This is a genomic window from Aurantimonas coralicida DSM 14790, assembly GCF_000421645.1.
Lineage (GTDB): Bacteria > Pseudomonadota > Alphaproteobacteria > Rhizobiales > Rhizobiaceae > Aurantimonas > Aurantimonas coralicida.
Genome location: NZ_ATXK01000005.1, coordinates 87843 through 104694, shown reverse-complemented (window position 1 = coordinate 104694; position 16852 = coordinate 87843). Strand labels below are relative to the sequence as shown.

The 16852-nt window shown below is 68.1% G+C and carries 14 protein-coding genes and 1 tRNA gene; 1 reads left to right on the top strand and 14 read right to left on the bottom strand.

Features of this window, described 5'->3' with window-relative positions; genetic code table 11:
• Positions 1-143: 143 nt before the first annotated feature.
• The 6 genes from H536_RS24385 to H536_RS0112435 all read right to left on the bottom strand — a co-directional run bounded on the left by H536_RS24385 (position 144) and on the right by H536_RS0112435 (position 7612).
• Positions 144-773: a DUF3601 domain-containing protein gene (locus H536_RS24385; RefSeq protein WP_162142664.1), complete on the bottom strand. Its 630-nt coding sequence runs from the start codon at positions 771-773 to the stop codon at positions 144-146.
• A 169-nt stretch (positions 774-942) separates the two neighbouring features.
• Positions 943-1019, bottom strand: a tRNA-Arg gene (locus tag H536_RS0112455).
• 411 nt (positions 1020-1430) lie between these two features.
• Positions 1431-3917: an ATP-dependent helicase HrpB gene (gene hrpB, locus H536_RS0112450; protein WP_024350777.1), complete on the bottom strand. Its 2487-nt coding sequence runs from the start codon at positions 3915-3917 to the stop codon at positions 1431-1433.
• Complete coding sequence (locus H536_RS0112445) at positions 3914-4576, bottom strand: ATP-binding cassette domain-containing protein (protein ID WP_024350776.1); 663 nt, start codon at positions 4574-4576, stop codon at positions 3914-3916. Before H536_RS0112445 ends, hrpB begins: the two co-directional genes overlap by 4 nt.
• Positions 4573-6303, bottom strand: a complete 1731-nt coding sequence (locus H536_RS0112440) for an ABC transporter permease (RefSeq protein ID WP_051141591.1) — start codon at positions 6301-6303, stop codon at positions 4573-4575. Before H536_RS0112440 ends, H536_RS0112445 begins: the two co-directional genes overlap by 4 nt.
• 67 nt (positions 6304-6370) lie before the next feature.
• The gene (locus H536_RS0112435; protein ID WP_024350774.1) at positions 6371-7612 is read right to left on the bottom strand and encodes an ABC transporter substrate-binding protein; all 1242 of its coding nucleotides are present in this window, start codon (positions 7610-7612) and stop codon (positions 6371-6373) included.
• Between the two features lie 147 nt (positions 7613-7759).
• Here H536_RS0112435 and H536_RS0112430 point away from each other — a divergent pair, with 147 nt between their 5' ends.
• A complete protein-coding gene (locus H536_RS0112430; RefSeq protein ID WP_024350773.1) occupies positions 7760-8515 on the top strand; it encodes an SDR family NAD(P)-dependent oxidoreductase in 756 nt (251 codons plus the stop codon).
• 9 nt (positions 8516-8524) lie between these two features.
• On the opposite strand, the gene H536_RS0112425 is transcribed toward H536_RS0112430, so the two are convergent.
• From H536_RS0112425 to dnaK, 8 genes are all read right to left on the bottom strand, one after another.
• Positions 8525-9172 carry a hypothetical protein gene (locus H536_RS0112425; protein WP_024350772.1) on the bottom strand — a complete coding sequence of 216 codons (648 nt, stop codon included), beginning with the start codon at positions 9170-9172 and terminating at the stop codon, positions 8525-8527.
• Between the two features lies 1 nt (position 9173).
• Entirely contained in the window at positions 9174-9779 is a 606-nt protein-coding gene (locus H536_RS0112420) for an HdeD family acid-resistance protein (RefSeq protein WP_024350771.1), read from the bottom strand.
• A 92-nt stretch (positions 9780-9871) separates the two neighbouring features.
• Positions 9872-10456, bottom strand: coding sequence for an NADPH-dependent FMN reductase (locus tag H536_RS0112415; protein WP_009211266.1), 585 nt, complete (start codon positions 10454-10456; stop codon positions 9872-9874).
• A complete protein-coding gene (locus H536_RS0112410) occupies positions 10453-11094 on the bottom strand; it encodes a class I SAM-dependent methyltransferase (protein WP_024350770.1) in 642 nt (213 codons plus the stop codon). The genes H536_RS0112415 and H536_RS0112410 overlap by 4 nt, the downstream gene beginning before the upstream one ends.
• A 30-nt stretch (positions 11095-11124) precedes the next feature.
• The gene (locus tag H536_RS0112405) at positions 11125-11751 is read right to left on the bottom strand and encodes a class I SAM-dependent methyltransferase (protein WP_024350769.1); all 627 of its coding nucleotides are present in this window, start codon (positions 11749-11751) and stop codon (positions 11125-11127) included.
• Positions 11752-11869: 118 nt separating this feature from the next.
• On the bottom strand, positions 11870-13012 hold the full coding sequence (dnaJ, locus tag H536_RS0112400; RefSeq protein WP_024350768.1) for a molecular chaperone DnaJ: 1143 nt from the start codon (positions 13010-13012) through the stop codon (positions 11870-11872).
• A gap of 150 nt (positions 13013-13162) precedes the next feature.
• Positions 13163-14245 (bottom strand): acyltransferase family protein, encoded by a 1083-nt coding sequence (locus tag H536_RS0112395; protein WP_024350767.1) that lies wholly within the window; start codon positions 14243-14245, stop codon positions 13163-13165.
• Between the two features lie 238 nt (positions 14246-14483).
• Complete coding sequence (gene dnaK, locus H536_RS0112390; protein ID WP_024350766.1) at positions 14484-16412, bottom strand: molecular chaperone DnaK; 1929 nt, start codon at positions 16410-16412, stop codon at positions 14484-14486.
• Positions 16413-16852 lie beyond the last annotated feature (440 nt).

Sequence of the window (16852 nt, the reverse complement as noted above, 5' to 3'; positions counted from 1 at the left end):
CACGGCTGTATCGGCATCTGTCAGAACGACCGAACTGCCAACAACTTCGAGCGAAAGATCGATGGTACCTTTTCTGAGAAGCCGCCGTCCGCGCTGCTTCCTATTTTTTTTAAAACGATGGCCAGCAGGATTCACGGACGCATCTAAAGACGTGAACGCTTGAACACTGGGATGGATCGGGATCGATCCTCGTCCAAGGTTTTCAGCCATCTCTGGCGAGGCACGACCCGCTCTAACCTCGTTTCCAAGCCGTCGAGGAAGGGGTGCCACACGCTATGAGTCTCTGCCAGGAAGATTGCGGTTCCACGGCGATGGCTGATCGTGAGGCAACGCGTCTCGTCGTAGTGCTGCTGCCCATAGAAAGCGGCGACCGTAGTAACGTCCTGCCAACCGAAGGCCACTCGATCGACGCCGTCGAAGGAAACCAGCTTGTCGCCATCGACGGCTAGCAGGCCAGCAAACACGCTTCGATAAAACGGCTCGCATTGCGGGAGGACATCACTCAGGGCTGCAATAATCGCTGCTTCGGCACCGGTTCGATCCTGAAGGCGAATCTCCAGATCGTCGCCGTCCTTGGTGAGAAAGAAAAGCGACAGGCCATCTTCATAGGGAAGAAATGTGTATGTGCGGTAGCGCCATTGTTGCCCCTGGCGATGGAGGCGTCCGTCATGATCACGGAAGTCGCGTTCGACGCGATAATGACGTCCGGGATGCAAATGCCCATACGCCTTCCCGAGAGTGTTCCTACTGAACCATCTTACGATCACCGCCACTCCGATGGGCCTAACGCCGAGGCGATCTCGTTACGGTCGGTTTAAGAGGGCACGGTCAGTGCCGCGCAACTCGACTGGGCGCCAATCGCCGGCACGCTCACATACCGCAACAGTGTCATCTTATTGAGTGCTCGGCGAGCGCTTGTAGCGCCATCCCCAAAGAGAGGGGTGGCGCACCCATCAGGATTCGAACCTGAGACCTCTACCTTCGGAGGGTAGCGCTCTATCCAGCTGAGCTATGGGTGCCTGTTGCTTACGCAGTGCTTACGCGGAAAACCTGTAGGGTGGAAGCCTCAACGGTAACTCCCGCAAACCTTTGTAAACAAACTCCTTTTCTACGTCTCTCACAAACCAGCAGCCCTTGACTTCAGCCTTCGGAGGGCAGCGCTCTATCCAGCTGAGCTACGGGTGCCCGGGTCGCGGGCGGGATCCGGCGAACGGATCGGCATGACCGAAATCTCCCTAACCGATCCGGGGGCGCACGGCAAGGAGCGATGGTGCGCTGGTGGAGCCTGACGCGGCCCAAGAACGAACTTCGGCTCATCGAGCGATCCGGACGGCGCCGCGCGTCGCCGTCATTCCCTCCCGCTCTTCAGATGCGTCGTGCGCCTGCCGGTTGCCGCGGCACCGTCGCGATGGCTGCAGCGCCCCAGGCTCCTATTGTCCGCGGGGCTTGGCCCGGGCGGTGGGGTGTGCGCTGGCCGGGTCTTCCGGCCAGGCATGGCGGGGATAGCGGCCGCGCAGGTCGGCGCGTACGTCGGACCAGGAGCCGGCCCAGAAGCCGGGCAGGTCGCGGGTGATCTGGATCGGGCGATGGGCCGGCGACAGGAGCTCGACGGTCAGCTTCAGGCAACCATCGGCGATGGTGGGGTGCTGCGACAGGCCGAAGAGCTCCTGCACACGGATCGCCAGCACCGGCTGGTCGGCTTCGTAGCGGATCGGCACGCGCGAGCCGGTCGGCGCCTCGTAATGGGAGGGCGCCAGCGCTTCCAGCCGGTTGGCCGCCGCGTGCGGGACGAGGCTGCGCAGCGCCTCTGAGATCTGCCCGGGCGTGATCTGGGCGAGCCCGGTGACGCCCGGCAGATAGGGCATCAGCCAGTCCTCGAGGCTGGCGAGCAGCGCGGCGTCGGAAAGGTCCGGCCAGGGCGGGCCATAGGCGGCGGCCAGGAAGCGCAGGCGGCGCAGCAGCCGCTCGTTGTCCTTGCCCAGCGGCAGGGCGGCGAAGCCGAGACGGCGCAGGCCGTCGGCCAGCGCGCGCGTCGTCGCCTCTCCGGTCGGGGTCGGCAGCGGCGCTTCGGACAGGGTGGCGCGGCCGAGCCGGCGCACCCGGCGGGCGCGCACCTGCCTCGACGCCGTGTCGAAGGTCACGACGTCCTCGCTGACGCCGCGTTCGGCAACGAGGCGCTCCATTGCGTCGGACGACAGGCGCGCGGCCGAGAGAATGCGCCCGGCCCGGGCCTGGCCCTGAAGTTCGGCGACGACGAGGAATCGTTCGCGGGCGAGACTCGACGCCGCGTCCACGACGCCGCCGCGGCCATTGGCCAGCACGAAATGGCCGTGCGCCCCGCGGGCGATGGCGATGCGGTCGGGATAGGCGAGCGCCAGCAATTCGCCGGGCTCGGTGGCAGGCTCCGCCGAACGCGGCGGCGCGGTCGCCCTGGCATCGCTGGCGATCCGGCCGGCAAGACCGGCGGCGGCCTTGGCGCGCGGCGAGCGGTCGCCGCCCAGCCGGCGCAGGCGTTCGCCGAGATCGATGTCGGTGCCGCCGAGGCCGCGTTCGGTCAGGAGCACCGCCAGCAGCGCCGCGTCGCGTCGCGCCGTATCGCCGGCCGCCACCACCATATGGGCCAGCCGCGGCGGCAGCGGCAGGCCGCGCATGGCCTCGCCCGTCGGCGTCAGCCGACCATCGGTGTCGAGCGCGCCGAGCTCGGTCAGGAGCGCGCGCGCCTCGGCGACGGCGGGGCCGGGCGGGGGATCGAGAAAGGCCAGGTCGGCCGGCTCGGCAACACCCCAGGCAGCGCAGTCGAGGACGAGACCCGACAGGTCCGTGGCGAGGATTTCCGGCCGGTCGAAGGGGGCGAGCGCCGCCGTCTGCTCCTCGCGCCAAAGGCGAATCGCGGTGCCCGGCGCGGTGCGTCCGGCGCGGCCGGCGCGCTGGTCGGCCGCGGCCCTGGAGATGCGCACGGTTTCCAATCGCGACAGGCCTGTCGCCGGCTCGAAGACCGGCTGGCGGCGCAGCCCGGCATCGACGATCATCGACACGCCGTCGATGGTCAGCGAGGTCTCGGCGATGGAGGTGGCGAGCACCACCTTGCGCCGTCCTTCCGGGGCCGGGCGCACGGCGCGATCCTGGGCGGCGCCTTCCATGGCCCCGTATAGCGGAGCGACATCGACCTTTTCTCCCACCAGCGGTCGCAGGCGCTCGGCGACCCGCTCGATCTCCCGCTGGCCGGGCAGGAAGACTAGCAGGCTGCCGCACTCCTCGGTGAGCGCGGCGCGGATCGCGGCGACCACGGCGTCCTCAACGGGCTCGGTGCCCGGCCGGTCGCGATAGTGCAGGGTCACCGGGAAGGCGCGGCCATGGCTTTCGACGACGGCGACCGGGTCGCCCGCCGTATCGCCCAGAAGCGTCGCCACGCGGGCGCCGTCCAGCGTCGCGGACATGACGAGGAGCTTCAGATCCTCGCGCAGGGCCGAAGCGACGTCGATGGCCAGCGCCAGGCCGAAATCGCCGTCCAGCGAGCGTTCGTGGAATTCGTCGAAGAGGACGGCCGAAACGCCGGCGAGCTCCGGGTCCGACAGGATCATGCGGGTGAAGACGCCTTCGGTGACAACCTCGATGCGGGTCCTGCGCGACACCTTCGTGTCGAGCCGCATGCGCCAGCCGATCGTGTCGCCGACCGCCTCGCCGAGAAGGTCGGCCATGCGCCGTGCGGCGGCGCGGGCGGCGAGGCGCCGCGGCTCGACAAGGATGATCTTGCCGTCGCCCAGCCATGGCTCGGCCAGGAAGGCGAGCGGCACCAGCGTCGTCTTGCCGGCGCCGGGAGGCGCGACGAGGACGGCGCGGCCGCGCGCCGCCATCGCCGCCGACAAGTCGCTGAGAACGTCCTTGACCGGGAGATCGGGCAGGGGCACGGGCGTCACGGTGCGGCTCCGGCTCCGGCGCCGAGATCGACGATCGGCCCGCCGGCGGCCTCGGCGTCGGCCCGGTCGTGGGTGACCAGCAGTGCCGGGATCTGCCGCTCGGCGACGAGATCGAAGACCAGCTGCCGCACGGTCTGGCGCAGGTCCGTGTCGAGCCGCGAGAAGGGTTCGTCGAGAAGCAGCGCCTCGGGGTCGGCCAGCAGCGTGCGGGCAAGAGCCACCCGAGCCGCCTGGCCACCCGACAGCGTCGCCGGATCGCGGTCGAGATGGCCGGGCAGGCCGACGCGCTTCAGCATCGCCTCGGCGGCGGCGCGGCGGCGGCTGCGGCCCTTCACCTGCGCCGACAGGCCGAAGAGCAGATTGCCGCCGACCGACATGTGCGGATAGAGCAGCGCGTCCTGAAAGAGCAGGCCCACCCGGCGCCGCTCCGGCGGCAGCCCGGTCAGGTCGCGGCCGTTGAGAAGCGCCCGCCCGGTCGCGGTGAAGGCGGGATCGAGGAAGCCGGCGATCAGCGCGAACAGCGTCGACTTGCCGGAGCCGGACGGTCCCATGACGCTGAGCGTCTGGCCCGGTGGCACCAGCCGGTCGAGGGTGAGGAGCCGGCGGGTTCCAAGGCTGATCTCGACCGCGTCGAGGCGCAATCCTTCGTCTGTGGTCATGGCGCCCTCATGCCGCGACGGCCGCGCGCAAGCAAGACCGGCACGAGACTGGCGGCGGCGAAGGCGAGGAAGGGCAGTGCGGTCTGCAGGAGGGCATAGGCGCCGATGACCCGCCGGTTGCCGCCGGCGGCCAGCGCCACCGCCTCGGTGGTGATCGTCGGCAGGCGTCCGGCGCCGATCAGCACAGTCGGCAGATACTGGCCGATGGAGACGGCAAAGCCGATGGCCAGTGCGGTCAGGATCGGCGCCGTCAGCATCGGCAGGCGGACGCGGAAGAAGATCGCCCGGCGCGACCGGCCGAGCCCGGCTGCGACCCGCTCGTAGCGCGGGTCGAGGGCGAACCACGGATCGGCCAGCGCCAGCGCCGCATAGGGCGCGACGAAGATCAGATGGGCGGCGACCAGCAGCGGCACCGAGGGCGTCAGTCCGGCAACGAGGATCAGCACCTGCAGGCCGAAGACGAAGGCGATCTGGGGGACGATCAGCGGCAGGTAGATCAGGCCGGCGATCGCCGAGGGCAGGCGGACCTCGCCGGCACGCGCGGCGGGGAACCGCCGGCGACGGGCTTCCAGGAGGGTCACGACGAGCCCGAGGGCTATCGTCGTCGCGGCCAGCGCGACGGCGAAGCTCGTCCACAACGGCCCGCTGGCGGCATCGACGGCGCGGCGCCAGCTTTGGAGGTTGAGGGTCGGCGGCAGGAGATCGGGAAAGCCCCAGAAGCCGGCGACCGACCACAGGAAAAGGAGCGCAAGCCCGACGAACACCGCGAGAGCGGCGAGCGGCACGGGCAGGGCGGCAAGGCCGCGCAGCGCCGCGTCGGAGGCATGGCGCCGGCCCTTCGCCGCCTCGCGGCGAATGAGCCAGCCACCGACCCGTTCGAGGCCGAGCCAGGCGAGGATGACGGCGAGCGTCACCACCAGCTGCACCAGCGCGCCGGCTGAGGCCTGGAAGCGCATCGCCAGATCGGGATCGTTCATCCAGCCGATCAGTCGGACGGCGAGCGGCGCTGGCGTCGAGGGTCCGAGGATCAGCGCCACGTCGACGACGGCCGAGGCGAAGGCAGCGACCGCGATCACCGGCAGCCGGATCTGGCGATAGACCGATGGCCAGACGGTGAGGAGAAAGGCGGCCATCCGCCCATAGCCGAGCGACCGGCCGAGCCGCTGCCGGCGCTCGGGATCGGCCTGCGGCAGGGCCGCGAAGGCGACCAGCATCAGGAAGGGCATCTCCTTGGCGACGAGCGCCGCCATCATCGACAGGGCCAGCGGATCGCCGACGATCAGAAGGTCCGGCGGACGCTCGAGGCCGAGCGGCACCGCGGCAAGGCGGAAGAGAAGGCCGGAGGGCGCGATCAGGAACAGAATGCCGAAGGCCGCCGCCGCATGGGGAACGGCCAGAAGCGGCGCCAGCGCCTGCCGCACCACGCCCATGCCCCGGCTACCGGAAAAGGCGGCGAGGAACAGCGCGACGCCGACGACCGACACGGCCGTGGTCAGGAGCCCGGCCGCGAAGCTGAGCCCGACGGAGACGCCGATGCCCGGCGCGGCCAGAACGGCCCGCAGCGGTTCGAGGGAGACGGCGTTGCCGCCGAGCGCCGGCAGATAGCCGAAGGCCGGCAGCGCCACCCCGGCCAGCCCGACGGCGACGGGCGCGGCAAGGAGCAGCGTCAGAAGCGCCGGCAGGATCGCCGTGAAGCACAGCCGGCAGGGGGGCGCGTCGCCCTTCATGGCGTCAGGCCGCCGAGCGCCCTTCGAGGCGGACCGGGTGTTCGGGCAGGGGCATCCGTGCGGGTCATCAGCCGCCGTAGCGGCGCTTCCACTCGTCCTCGATGCGGGTCATCCAGGAGGCGTGGGGTTCCGGCAGGACCGGACCGAGCTCGGACGGAGGCAGCGTGGCGACACCCCGGTCGATGGCGGCGAAGGCCTCGCGATCGGCCGCATCCAGCCGGTCCACGGCGAGAACCGTCGGGTCGCCCCAATAGGCGGGGTCTTCCTTGCGCAATTGCGCTTCCGGCGAGATCAGGAAGTCGGCGACCACCATCGCCCCGGCCTTGGCCGAAGAGTTGTAGGGAATGGCAACGAAATGGGTGTTGCCGAGCGTGCCGCCGGGAAAGGTGAAGGAGCGCACGGTGTCCGGCAGTTCGCCGGCGGCGATACCGGCCGAGGCCTCGGACGGGTTGAAGGCGAAGATGATGCCGAGTTCGCCGTCGCCCAGAAGCTGCTTCATGGCCGGGTAGTTCTGCGGATAGTCGCGCCCCTCGCGCCACAGCACCGGGCGGATCGCGTCGAGCCAGGCCCATAGAGGCGCCGTCGTTTCGGCGAAATTCGCGTCGGTCGCGGCCTGCTGCAGGACGGCGGCGTCGGGTGCCTGCTCGATCAGCACCTGCTTCAGGAGGCTCGAGCCGATGAAGTCCGGCGGCGCCGGATAGGAGAACTGGCCGGGATGGGCCTTGGCCCATTCCAGCAAGGCGTCGGTGTCCTGCGGCATGTCGGCGATGGCGCCGCTGCGGGCGGTATCGGCGAAGAACACCATCTTGGCGCCGCCCCAGGGCGATTCCTGGCCCCTGGTCGGCACGGTGAAGTCGGTGGTCACGCTGGGATTGTCGGTATCGACGAATTTCCAGTTGGGCAGGGCGGTGGCGAAGCCATCGGCCAGGAGGCCCTCACCCTGCATGGAGACGAAGTTCTCGCCATTGATCCAGATCAGGTCGACCGAGCCGCCCGTATCCTTGCCGGCGGCCTTTTCCGCAACGACGGCGGCGACGGCGTTGGCGGTGTCGTCGAGCTTGACGTGCTGCAGGGTGACGCCGAAGCGGTCCTTTACCGTGTCGGCGACCCAGCCTATGTAATCATTGATGTTCTGCGAGCCGCCCCAGGCGTTGAAATAGACGGTCTGCCCCTCAGCCGCGTCGAGAACCGCGGGCCAGTCGGACGGATCGGGATCGGCCGCACGGGCAGGCGCTGCCAGCAGCAGGGCCGTCGCCAGAGCAGCGACGCACTGTCTTGCGACGAGACGAGCATTTTTGCCGACACGCATCATCAATTGTTCGTCTCCGCTTCCCGGATCGCCTATGTGCATCGGCGAACGTGCTAGAAGCAACCGCATGTCGCGCGCCATCGGACAAGTTGATCATTCCGTGATCGCCGGGCGCGGGAATTCGAGTTTCGAAGAGGGCCTCTACCAATGGCGGACACCCCGCAGGACGACCGCAAGACGCTGGTTCTGACCGGCGCGTCGCGGGGCATCGGTCACGCGACCGTAAAGCGCTTCTCCCGCGAAGGCTGGCGGGTGATCACCTGCTCGCGTCAGGATTTCTCCGACGACTGCCCGTGGCCGGCCGGCCCCGAGGATCACATCCGGGTCGATCTATCGGACCAGGAGGATGTCGGCTTCGCCGTGTCGGAGATCCGGCGCCGACTGGAGGCGAACGGCTCGGAGCTGCATGCGCTGGTCAACAACGCGGCGATCTCGCCCAAGGGCGAGGGCGGCTCGCGCATGGATTCGATCCGCACGCCCATGCATGCGTGGCGGGACGTGTTCCAGGTGAACTTCTTCGCCCCGATCATGCTGGCGCGCGGCCTGTTCAAGGAATTGTCCAAGGCACGGGGCTCGATCGTCAACATCACCTCGATCGCCGGCGGCCGGGTGCATCCTTTCGCCGGGACGGCCTATGCCACGTCGAAGGCGGCGCTGAACTCGCTGACCCGCGAGATGGCCCATGATTTCGGCCCGGCCGGCATCCGGGTCAACGCCATCGCGCCGGGCGAGATCGAGACGGCGATCCTGTCGCCGGGCACCGAGAAGATGATCGACGACATCCCGCTGCGCCGCCTCGGCCAGACCGCGGAAGTCGCCGACGTGATCTACTTCCTGTGTTCGGGGCAGGCGTCCTACGTCACCGGCTCCGAGCTGCACATCAATGGCGGCCAGCACGTCTGAGGCCGGGGGTCAGCCCTTCGCGATCTCGTCGAGCGCCTTGTCGAGATCGGCCTTGAGAAGCGCGGCCAGGAGCGCCGGAAAGCGTGGCTTCGGCACGAGGCCGGCCAGGGTCTCGGCATCCTTGCCGAGGCCGAGCTCTTCGGCAGCCTTGAGCGCGCGCTTGTCGGCGAAGGGATAGATCTCGTCCCAGGCGATCTGCGCCTCGCGGAAAAAGATGTCGACGCCGACATCGCCGATGCCCTTGAAGGCTTTCAGGAGCCGGCGCTCCTCGGCCGGGTCCTCTCCGGCCGCCGCGCGCAGCTTGCGCAGGTCGCCGTCATATTCGGCGAGGCAATGGTCGGCCATGTCCTGCAGGAAGCGCGAGGTCTTCTCGTCGAAGCGCGCATAGCCGTTGCGGTTGAGGATGACGACGCGCTCCTTCCAGGTCGCGTCGGCCATGTGCTGCGCGGTCGTCAGCCCGGCATCCTTGAGGGCCCTGGCCGCGCGCAGCGCCTGATCGGCGGAAATGCGCGCCGACGACAGGTTCGCGGCGACCAGCCACAGGAACAGCCCCATCGGCTCGTTGCGGCCAAGATCGACGCCCAGATCGTCGGCGAAGGTCGCGCCGCCGCTGCGCTCCAGAAGGCGCGCGACCAGATCGTCCTGCGACCGGCTCATGTCACACCCCCCGGCTGGGCGCGTTGTTGCGCGCGTCGAGCGCCGAGAACAGGAGCGCCATGCCCGACGTGATCAGCGAGATGCCGAGGAACAGGCCCACCGCCCAGACCGCGGTGCCCGGCAGGCCGAGAATCAGGAAGACCGCCAGCACGATGTCGACGAGGCCGGAGACCACCAGCAGCCAGAACCGCCCGGTCGACGGCTGGAAGGCGCGGGCGATGGAGAAGTTGAACACGCCGGACAACAGGAAATAGAAGCTCAGCATCCAGGTCAGGGTGATCGAGCCGGCCACCGGATCGTAGATGATGACGGCGCCCAGCACGACCGCGAGCAGCGACAGGAGGAGGCTCGACCAGAAGCCCGGTGCGCCCTTCGCCCGGAACGCGCTGACGGCACCGACGATGCCGGCGAAGATCAGCAGCCAGCCGAACAGCAGGGTCGTCGCCAGCGTCGCCGCGAAGGGGGCGAGGATCGCCAGGACGCCGACGACCACCATCAGGCCGCCCTGAAAGGCGTAGGATTTCCAGTGATCGTGGAGATGGCGTTCCACCGTGCGCTGGAGATCCTGCGGACGCAGCGTCTGCGGATGGTCCGGGTCGATGCTCATGTCGCGTTCCCTTGCCGTCGCCTGTTCGAACCGGAATTCGCGGCGCCCGTGCCCGGTTCCAAGCCGCAGCGTTCGACGCTCGGCGGAATGAGTCAGCCGCGGCGGCTGAGGCTGCGCGAGGTATCGAGCAGCTTGTCGACCAGCGATTCCAGCGAGGTGCGGGCGATGTCGTCGGACAGGCGGCCGTTCTCGTCGAAGCCATTGGCCGCGTCGGCGACGCTGCATTGCTGGGTGAGCACCTCGGCGCCCAGCGCCCGCATCACCAGCCGCAGCGCTTCGAGGCCCCGCGCGCCGCCGAAGCGGCCGGGCGAGGCCGAGGCAAGGCCTACGACCAGCCCCTTGAAGGGCTGCACGGGCCGGCCCTGCACCTTGCGCACGCGGCTCGCCCAGTCGATGGCATTCTTCAGCACTGCCGGGATCGAGTGATTGTATTCGGGGCTGACCAGAAGCAGCCCGTCCTGCACCGCGATACGGTGGGCGAGCAGCACGGCGTTCTCGGGAATGCCGTTGTCCTGTTCGTGGTCGCCGTCATAGAGAGGCAGCGGATAATCGGCGAGATCGAGCCGGGTCACCACTGCGTCGGACAGCGCCAGCATGCGCGTCGCCTCGGCGGCCAGCTTGCGATTGTGCGAGGCGAGCCGCAGCGAGCCCGGCAGGACGAGGATGTTGGCGCTCACGAAGCCGTCGCCGCATTCTCAGCCGGCGCCGTGTCCTGCGAGTAGATCCACACCCGGGCGGGCGGGATGTTGTTCCAGACCCGCGGCGAGGACGACACCGAGAACACGCCCGGAACCGGCCGGACGGGCGGGGTGAGCATGTAGGACAGTTCCGTCAGGTTTCCGCCGGGCATGAGCCGCGAGAGATAGTCGGTGAACAGCGCCTGGCGCTTTTCCTGCGAGAAGCTGACGATCGGGATGGCCATCAGGATCGCGGCGAATTTCTCGTCCCGGCGGTCGCCGAGGGTCCGGTCAAGGTCGAAGCCGTCGCCGTTGATGACGTTGACGCCGGGAAAGCGGCGCTGGAGCTGCCGGGCGAAATCGGAATCATACTCGATCGAGGTGATGCGCTCGGGCGCGACACCATGCTCGAGCAGGGTGCGGGTGACGACGCCGAGGCCGGGTCCCAGTTCCAGGATCGGTCCGTCGAGATCGATCGTGGCGTGGCGGACCATCATGTTGCAGTAAGCCCGGCTGGACGGGGCGACCGCGCCCATCTTCACCGGATGGCGAACCCAGTTGGCGAAGAAGCGCGCCCAGTCGCCTTCGTAGCGTTCACCTGCCTGCGTCGTCTCGCCCCGTGCGCCGTTGCCCGCCATCTGCCGTCCTCTCCCGTGATGCTGCCGCCGTCAGGCGGATCGATACACCAACACGCGGGCGGGCGGCAGGTTGCGCTTGATCCACGGGCTGGTGATCAGTTCGGCGCCGATCCGCTCGGGTTTCACCGGCATGGTCAGCGCATAGGAAAACTGGATGAAGGGCGCGCCGCGGGCCATGCGCGCCAGCGAACCGCCGATGACGGCCTCGCGCTTGGCGTCCGGCTTGGTGAACAGCGGCAGGCTGGAAACGACGGCTTCCAGGCGCTTTCCCTCCATTGCCCGGCTCACCGCGGCGCTGGGCGCGTAGGCATCGCCCTGGATGACCAGCGCGGCGGGAAAGCGGGCCCGCAGGAGGATGCAGAATTCGGGAGAATATTCGACGAGGACGAGGGCGGCTTCCGGCACGCCCCGGTCGACGAGGCACTGGGTGACGACGCCGGTGCCCGGGCCCAGTTCCAGAACGCGGGAATCGGCGTCGAAACCGGCGGGATCGGGCACATAGGCGGCCATCGCCCGGCCGAGCGTGCGCGAGGAGGGCGACACCGCCCCCATCACCAGCGGCCGCTGCAGCCATCCCCGGAAGAAGCGCGCCTCGTCGCTGACCTTCTTGCGCTTGCGCAACGGGTTGGTCTGACGCGGCTCCGGGGTTCCCAACACTCGTGTCCTCCAGTCCGGCCCGACGGCCGAGGTCCGGCAACACGTGATGCCGTGCCTGTGTAACGGCTTTACGACGCAGCCGTCGATGCGCTCTGCGTCTCACTAAACATGTCGCGGATCAATTTTCACTCAACCCCTCGAAGAACTCCTTCATCCGCGAGAAGAAGCCTGTGGACTGGGGAGAATTGTCGGAAGAGGAAATCTCCTCGAATTCCTCCAGGAGTTCGCGCTGACGACGCGACAGGTTCTGCGGCGTCTCGACGGAGACCTGGATGAACAGGTCGCCGACCTGCGGCGAGCGCAGCACCGGCATGCCCTTGCCCTTCACCCGGAACTGCTTGCCGGTCTGGGTGCCCTCCGGCACCTTCACGCGGGTGGTGTTGCCGTCCAGCGTCGAGACGTCGAAATGGCCGCCCAGCGCGGCCGTCACCATGGACAGCGGCACCTGGCAGAACAGATCGGCGCCGTCGCGCTGCATGAATTCGTGCGGCTTCACCGACAGGAAGATGTAGAGATCGCCCGGCGGCCCGCCGCGCAGGCCCGCCTCGCCCTCGCCGGCGAGGCGGATGCGGGTGCCGTCCTCGATGCCGGCCGGGATGTTGACCGACAGGTTGCGCTCTTCCGGCAGCCGGCCGTCGCCGCCGCACTTGCCGCAGGGGTCGGCGATGACCTGGCCGCGACCCTGGCAGTTCGGGCAGGTACGCTCGATGGAGAAGAAGCCCTGAGCGGCCCGGACGCGGCCGACACCGGCGCAGGTGGGGCAGGTCTTCGGGCTGGTGCCGGGCTTGGCGCCGCTGCCGGTGCATTCGTCGCACTGGATCGTCGTCGGCACGCCGATCTCGGCAGTCTTGCCGTCATAGGCCTCTTCGAGGCTGATCTCCATGTTGTAGCGCAGGTCCGAACCGCGCTCGCGGCCGTTGCCGGGCTGGCGTCCGGCGCGGGCGCGCCCGCCCATCATCTCGCCGAAGATGTCGTCGAAGATGTCGGCCATGGAGGAGGAGAAATCGCCGCGGAAGCCGGCATTGCCGCCGCCGCCATTCTGGAAGGCGGCATGGCCGAAGCGGTCGTAGGCGGCCCTCTTCTGCCCGTCCTTCAGGACCTCGTAGGCTTCACCGAGTTCCTTGAACTTCACCTCGGCGTCCGCGTTTCCGGGATTGCGGTCGGGGTGGTATTGCATCGCGAGCTTGCGAAACGCGGACTTCAGCCCCTTTTCGTCGACATCGCGGGGCACGCCGAGCATCTCGTAGTAATCGGCCTTCATTCAGGACTTCCATGGGTTCTGGACAGACGATTTGCGCGGCAGCAGGGGCTCTCGCCCGCCGCGCCCGCGACAACATGCCTTCGATGTAGGAACGGCTGGGGCGCGATACCATAGCGGCGTCCCGAAAGGAACCGCGGCTTCCTTTGCGGCTCAGGCCGAGGCCATGCGCGCAGGCTTGCCCTCGGGCCGGCGCGGACCGGCGATCCAGCCGCCGAACCGGCGCTCGACGAAGCGGTCGGAGAGCATCGCCACGGCGACCGTCGCGACCATCGGCAGGGTCCAGTAGACGTAGAAATCGATGATCCCGAGGGGCTCCAGCACACGCTGCCAGATTACCGTCAGGAAGACGAACTCCATGACGGGATGCAGGAGGTAGATCCCGAAGGAGACCCGCGTCACCGGCATCAGCGGCGCCAGCATGGCAGTGGAGTCCGGCCGGGCGGTCTCGGCCAGCGCCGTGGCGGTCAGCGCCAGCGCCAGGAGCAGGAGGGTCGGGTAGGGCGGCGCCTGCAGGATCATCGCCGCGACGGCGGCGACGCTGAGGACGATGCCGGGCCAGTGGGCGGTGATGGAGATCATCCGTCGCCCGACGACGACGGCGATCGCCGAGCCGGCGATGAAATCGGCAAAGGCGCGGTAGGCGCCCATCGTGTCGGCGCCGGTCCAGTGGCCGGAGGGAAAGAGGCCGCGCCAGGAGGCGTATTCCAGCCCGCCGACCCAGACGGCCAGCAGCGCGAACAGTCCGGCGAGCCCCTTCCAGCGGAACGCCAGGAGGATGACCGGGAACAGCGCATAGGCGAAGAATTCCGCACTCACCGACCAGGACGGATAGTTGAGCGCCAGCTCGTCCGTCGTGCCGAGGCCGTGGAGGGCGAGAAGGTGCAGCGGCAGCGCCGCCAGGTCGCGGGCCCAGGGATGGTGGGCCGAGCCGACGAACAGCGCCACCAGCGCGATGGCGGCGAAGAACATCGTGGTCAGGAAATGCAGCGGATAGAGCCGCGCGATGCGCCGGCGCATGAAATTGGCGTAGTCGGCGACCGAGGCGATGCGGGTCGCGTAGCGGCTGGCGATCAGGAAGCCGGAGATCATGAAGAACATGTCGAGCAGCGGCAGCAGCCGGTGCAGGAATTGCGTACCGGCTTCGACGCCGTAGGGCGCGAAGAACAGGAAGTGATAGGCCATGATCAACATCGCGGCGGTCAGACGCCAGCAATCGAAGACACGGAAGTGCATGGCTGCTCCTGTCGCGACCCGATCGGAACGGGCGGGCCTTGCGCCGCGCGCCCTGTCCGCCGTGCCCATAGGCGCGCGAGACACCGCAGCCTGCAAGCCAAGGATGAATTAACGGTAAACGCCGTGCTTGTTGGAGCGGCGCGACCTCAAACGACAAAGCCCCGGCGCGAGGGCCGGGGCTTTGCAGGTCTTGGCGATCGGCGGGCAGGCCGATCCGGCCCGCCCGCTGCCTGTTGGATCAGGCCGACTTCTTCTGGTCCGCGTCGTCGTTGACTTCCTCGAAGTCCGCATCGACGACGTCGTCCTTGGCCGCTTCCGACGCATCGGCGCCGTCCTCGCCCTCGGGCTGTTCGGCCTGGGCGGCCTCGTACATGGCCTGGCCGAGCTTCATCGACGCTTCGGCGAGCCGGTCGCTCTTGGCCTTGATGGCCTCGGCGTCGGCTTCCGGCTTCTCGACTTCGGCCTTCAGGTCCTCGATCGCCGCGCTGATCGCAGCGCGATCTTCCTCGGAGACCTTGTCGCCGTAATCCTCGAGCGACTTCTCGGCCGAATGCAGCAGGCTCTCGGCCTGGTTCTTCGCCTCGACGGCCGCGCGACGCTTCTTGTCGGCGTCGGCATTGGCCTCGGCGTCCTTGACCATCTGCTCGATATCGGCGTCGGACAGACCACCGGAAGCCTGGATGGTGATCCGCTGCTCCTTGTTGGTGCCCTTGTCCTTGGCCGACACGTTGACGATGCCGTTGGCGTCGATGTCGAAGGTGACCTCGATCTGCGGCACGCCGCGCGGTGCCGGCGGGATGCCCTCGAGGTTGAACCGGCCGAGCGACTTGTTGTCCTGCGCCATCTCGCGTTCGCCCTGGAAGACCTGGATGGTCACGGCGTTCTGCGAGTCCTCGGCGGTGGAGAACACCTGGCTCTTCTTGGTCGGGATCGTCGTGTTGCGATCGATCAGGCGAGTGAACACGCCACCCAGCGTCTCGATGCCGAGCGACAGCGGCGTCACGTCGAGCAGCAGCACGTCCTTGACGTCGCCCTGCAGCACGCCGGCCTGGATGGCGGCGCCCATCGCGACGACCTCATCCGGGTTGACGCCCTTGTGCGGCTCCTTGCCGAACAGGTTCTTCACCGCTTCCTGGACCTTCGGCATGCGGGTCATGCCGCCGACCAGAACGACCTCGTCGATGTCCGACGCGGTGACGCCGGCATCCTTGAGGGCCGCCTTGCACGGATCCATCGTGCGCTGCACGAGGTCGTCCACCAGGCTCTCGAACTTGGAGCGGGTCAGCTTCATGGTCAGGTGCTTGGGACCCGACGCATCGGCGGTGATGAACGGCAGGTTGATTTCGGTCTGCGAGGCCGAGGACAGCTCGATCTTGGCCTTTTCGGCGGCCTCCTTGAGGCGCTGCAGGGCGAGCTTGTCGTTCTTCAGGTCGATGCCCTGGTCCTTCTTGAACTCCGAGGCGAAGTAATCGACCAGACGCATGTCGAAGTCTTCGCCGCCGAGGAAGGTGTCGCCATTGGTGGACTTCACCTCGAAGACGCCATCACCGATCTCCAGGACCGACACGTCGAAGGTGCCGCCGCCCAGATCGTAGACCGCGATGGTCTTGCCGTCGTTCTTGTCGAGGCCGTAGGCCAGCGCCGCCGCGGTCGGCTCGTTGATGATGCGCAGGACGTCGAGACCGGCGATCTTGCCGGCGTCCTTGGTCGCCTGACGCTGGGCGTCGTTGAAGTAGGCCGGAACGGTGATGACCGCCTTCTCGACCTTCTCGCCGAGATAGGCCTCGGCGGTTTCCTTCATCTTCTGCAGGATCATCGCCGAGATCTGCGAGGGCGAATATTTCTCGCCGGCCGCCTCGACCCAGGCGTCGCCATTGTCGGCATTGACGATCTTGTAGGGGACCATGCCCTTGTCTTTTTGCGTCGTCGGATCCTGGAAGGTCCGGCCGATCAGGCGCTTGATCGCAAACAGCGTGTCTTCGGGATTGGTCACCGCCTGGCGCTTGGCCGGCTGGCCGACGAGGCGCTCGCCATCGTCGGTGAAGGCCACCATGGAGGGCGTGGTGCGCGCGCCCTCGGCATTCTCGATCACCTTGGCGTTCTTGCCGTCCATGACCGCGATGCAGGAATTGGTCGTGCCAAGGTCGATTCCGATTACCTTCGCCATGCATAGTCTCCTTGTTTAGCGAGCCGCCCGGGACCCTCGAAGAGGCATTCCGGATTGGGCAGCCCCTGGAAATTCTGGGATGAACCGCAGGGCCGAAACGACTGCGTCGCCGGCTTCGGCGGGGCTGGCGGGTATATATGAAGTGGCATTTGGGGGTGCAAGACGGATGGTCGCGCTTTCGTGAGTTCGCGTCCTGCGGGCCTTGCGGGCGGCTGAATCCGAAAATGGTTGGAACCGCAACGGACGGTCGGGACTTACCCCACCGAATACGCCGGCGCGCGGATGGTCCGCCTCCTGCCGGTCTGAAGGAGACAAGCCATGAACAGCATCATCTATCTCGTCGGCCTGGTCGTCGTCGTCGCCATCGTCCTGTCGCTGCTCGGCGTCCTGTAAGGACTCGACGCGACGCGTCCACCTCACGCGGCCCCAAGGGTCGCGGA

Bases quoted from the DNA above. Each gene is read 5' to 3' on its own strand.
- H536_RS0112435 (WP_024350774.1), bottom strand. From the start codon at position 7,612: ATGCGTGTCGGCAAAAATGCTCGTCTCGTCGCAAGACAGTGCGTCGCT.
- H536_RS0112410 (WP_024350770.1), bottom strand. From the start codon at position 11,094: ATGGCGGGCAACGGCGCACGGGGCGAGACGACGCAGGCAGGTGAACGC.
- dnaJ (WP_024350768.1), bottom strand. From the start codon at position 13,012: ATGAAGGCCGATTACTACGAGATGCTCGGCGTGCCCCGCGATGTCGAC.
- H536_RS0112440 (WP_051141591.1), bottom strand. From the start codon at position 6,303: ATGAAGGGCGACGCGCCCCCCTGCCGGCTGTGCTTCACGGCGATCCTG.
- dnaK (WP_024350766.1), bottom strand. From the start codon at position 16,412: ATGGCGAAGGTAATCGGAATCGACCTTGGCACGACCAATTCCTGCATC.
- H536_RS0112425 (WP_024350772.1), bottom strand. From the start codon at position 9,172: ATGAGCCGGTCGCAGGACGATCTGGTCGCGCGCCTTCTGGAGCGCAGC.
- H536_RS0112430 (WP_024350773.1), top strand. From the start codon at position 7,760: ATGGCGGACACCCCGCAGGACGACCGCAAGACGCTGGTTCTGACCGGC.
- H536_RS0112420 (WP_024350771.1), bottom strand. From the start codon at position 9,779: ATGAGCATCGACCCGGACCATCCGCAGACGCTGCGTCCGCAGGATCTC.
- H536_RS0112445 (WP_024350776.1), bottom strand. From the start codon at position 4,576: ATGACCACAGACGAAGGATTGCGCCTCGACGCGGTCGAGATCAGCCTT.
- H536_RS0112395 (WP_024350767.1), bottom strand. From the start codon at position 14,245: ATGCACTTCCGTGTCTTCGATTGCTGGCGTCTGACCGCCGCGATGTTG.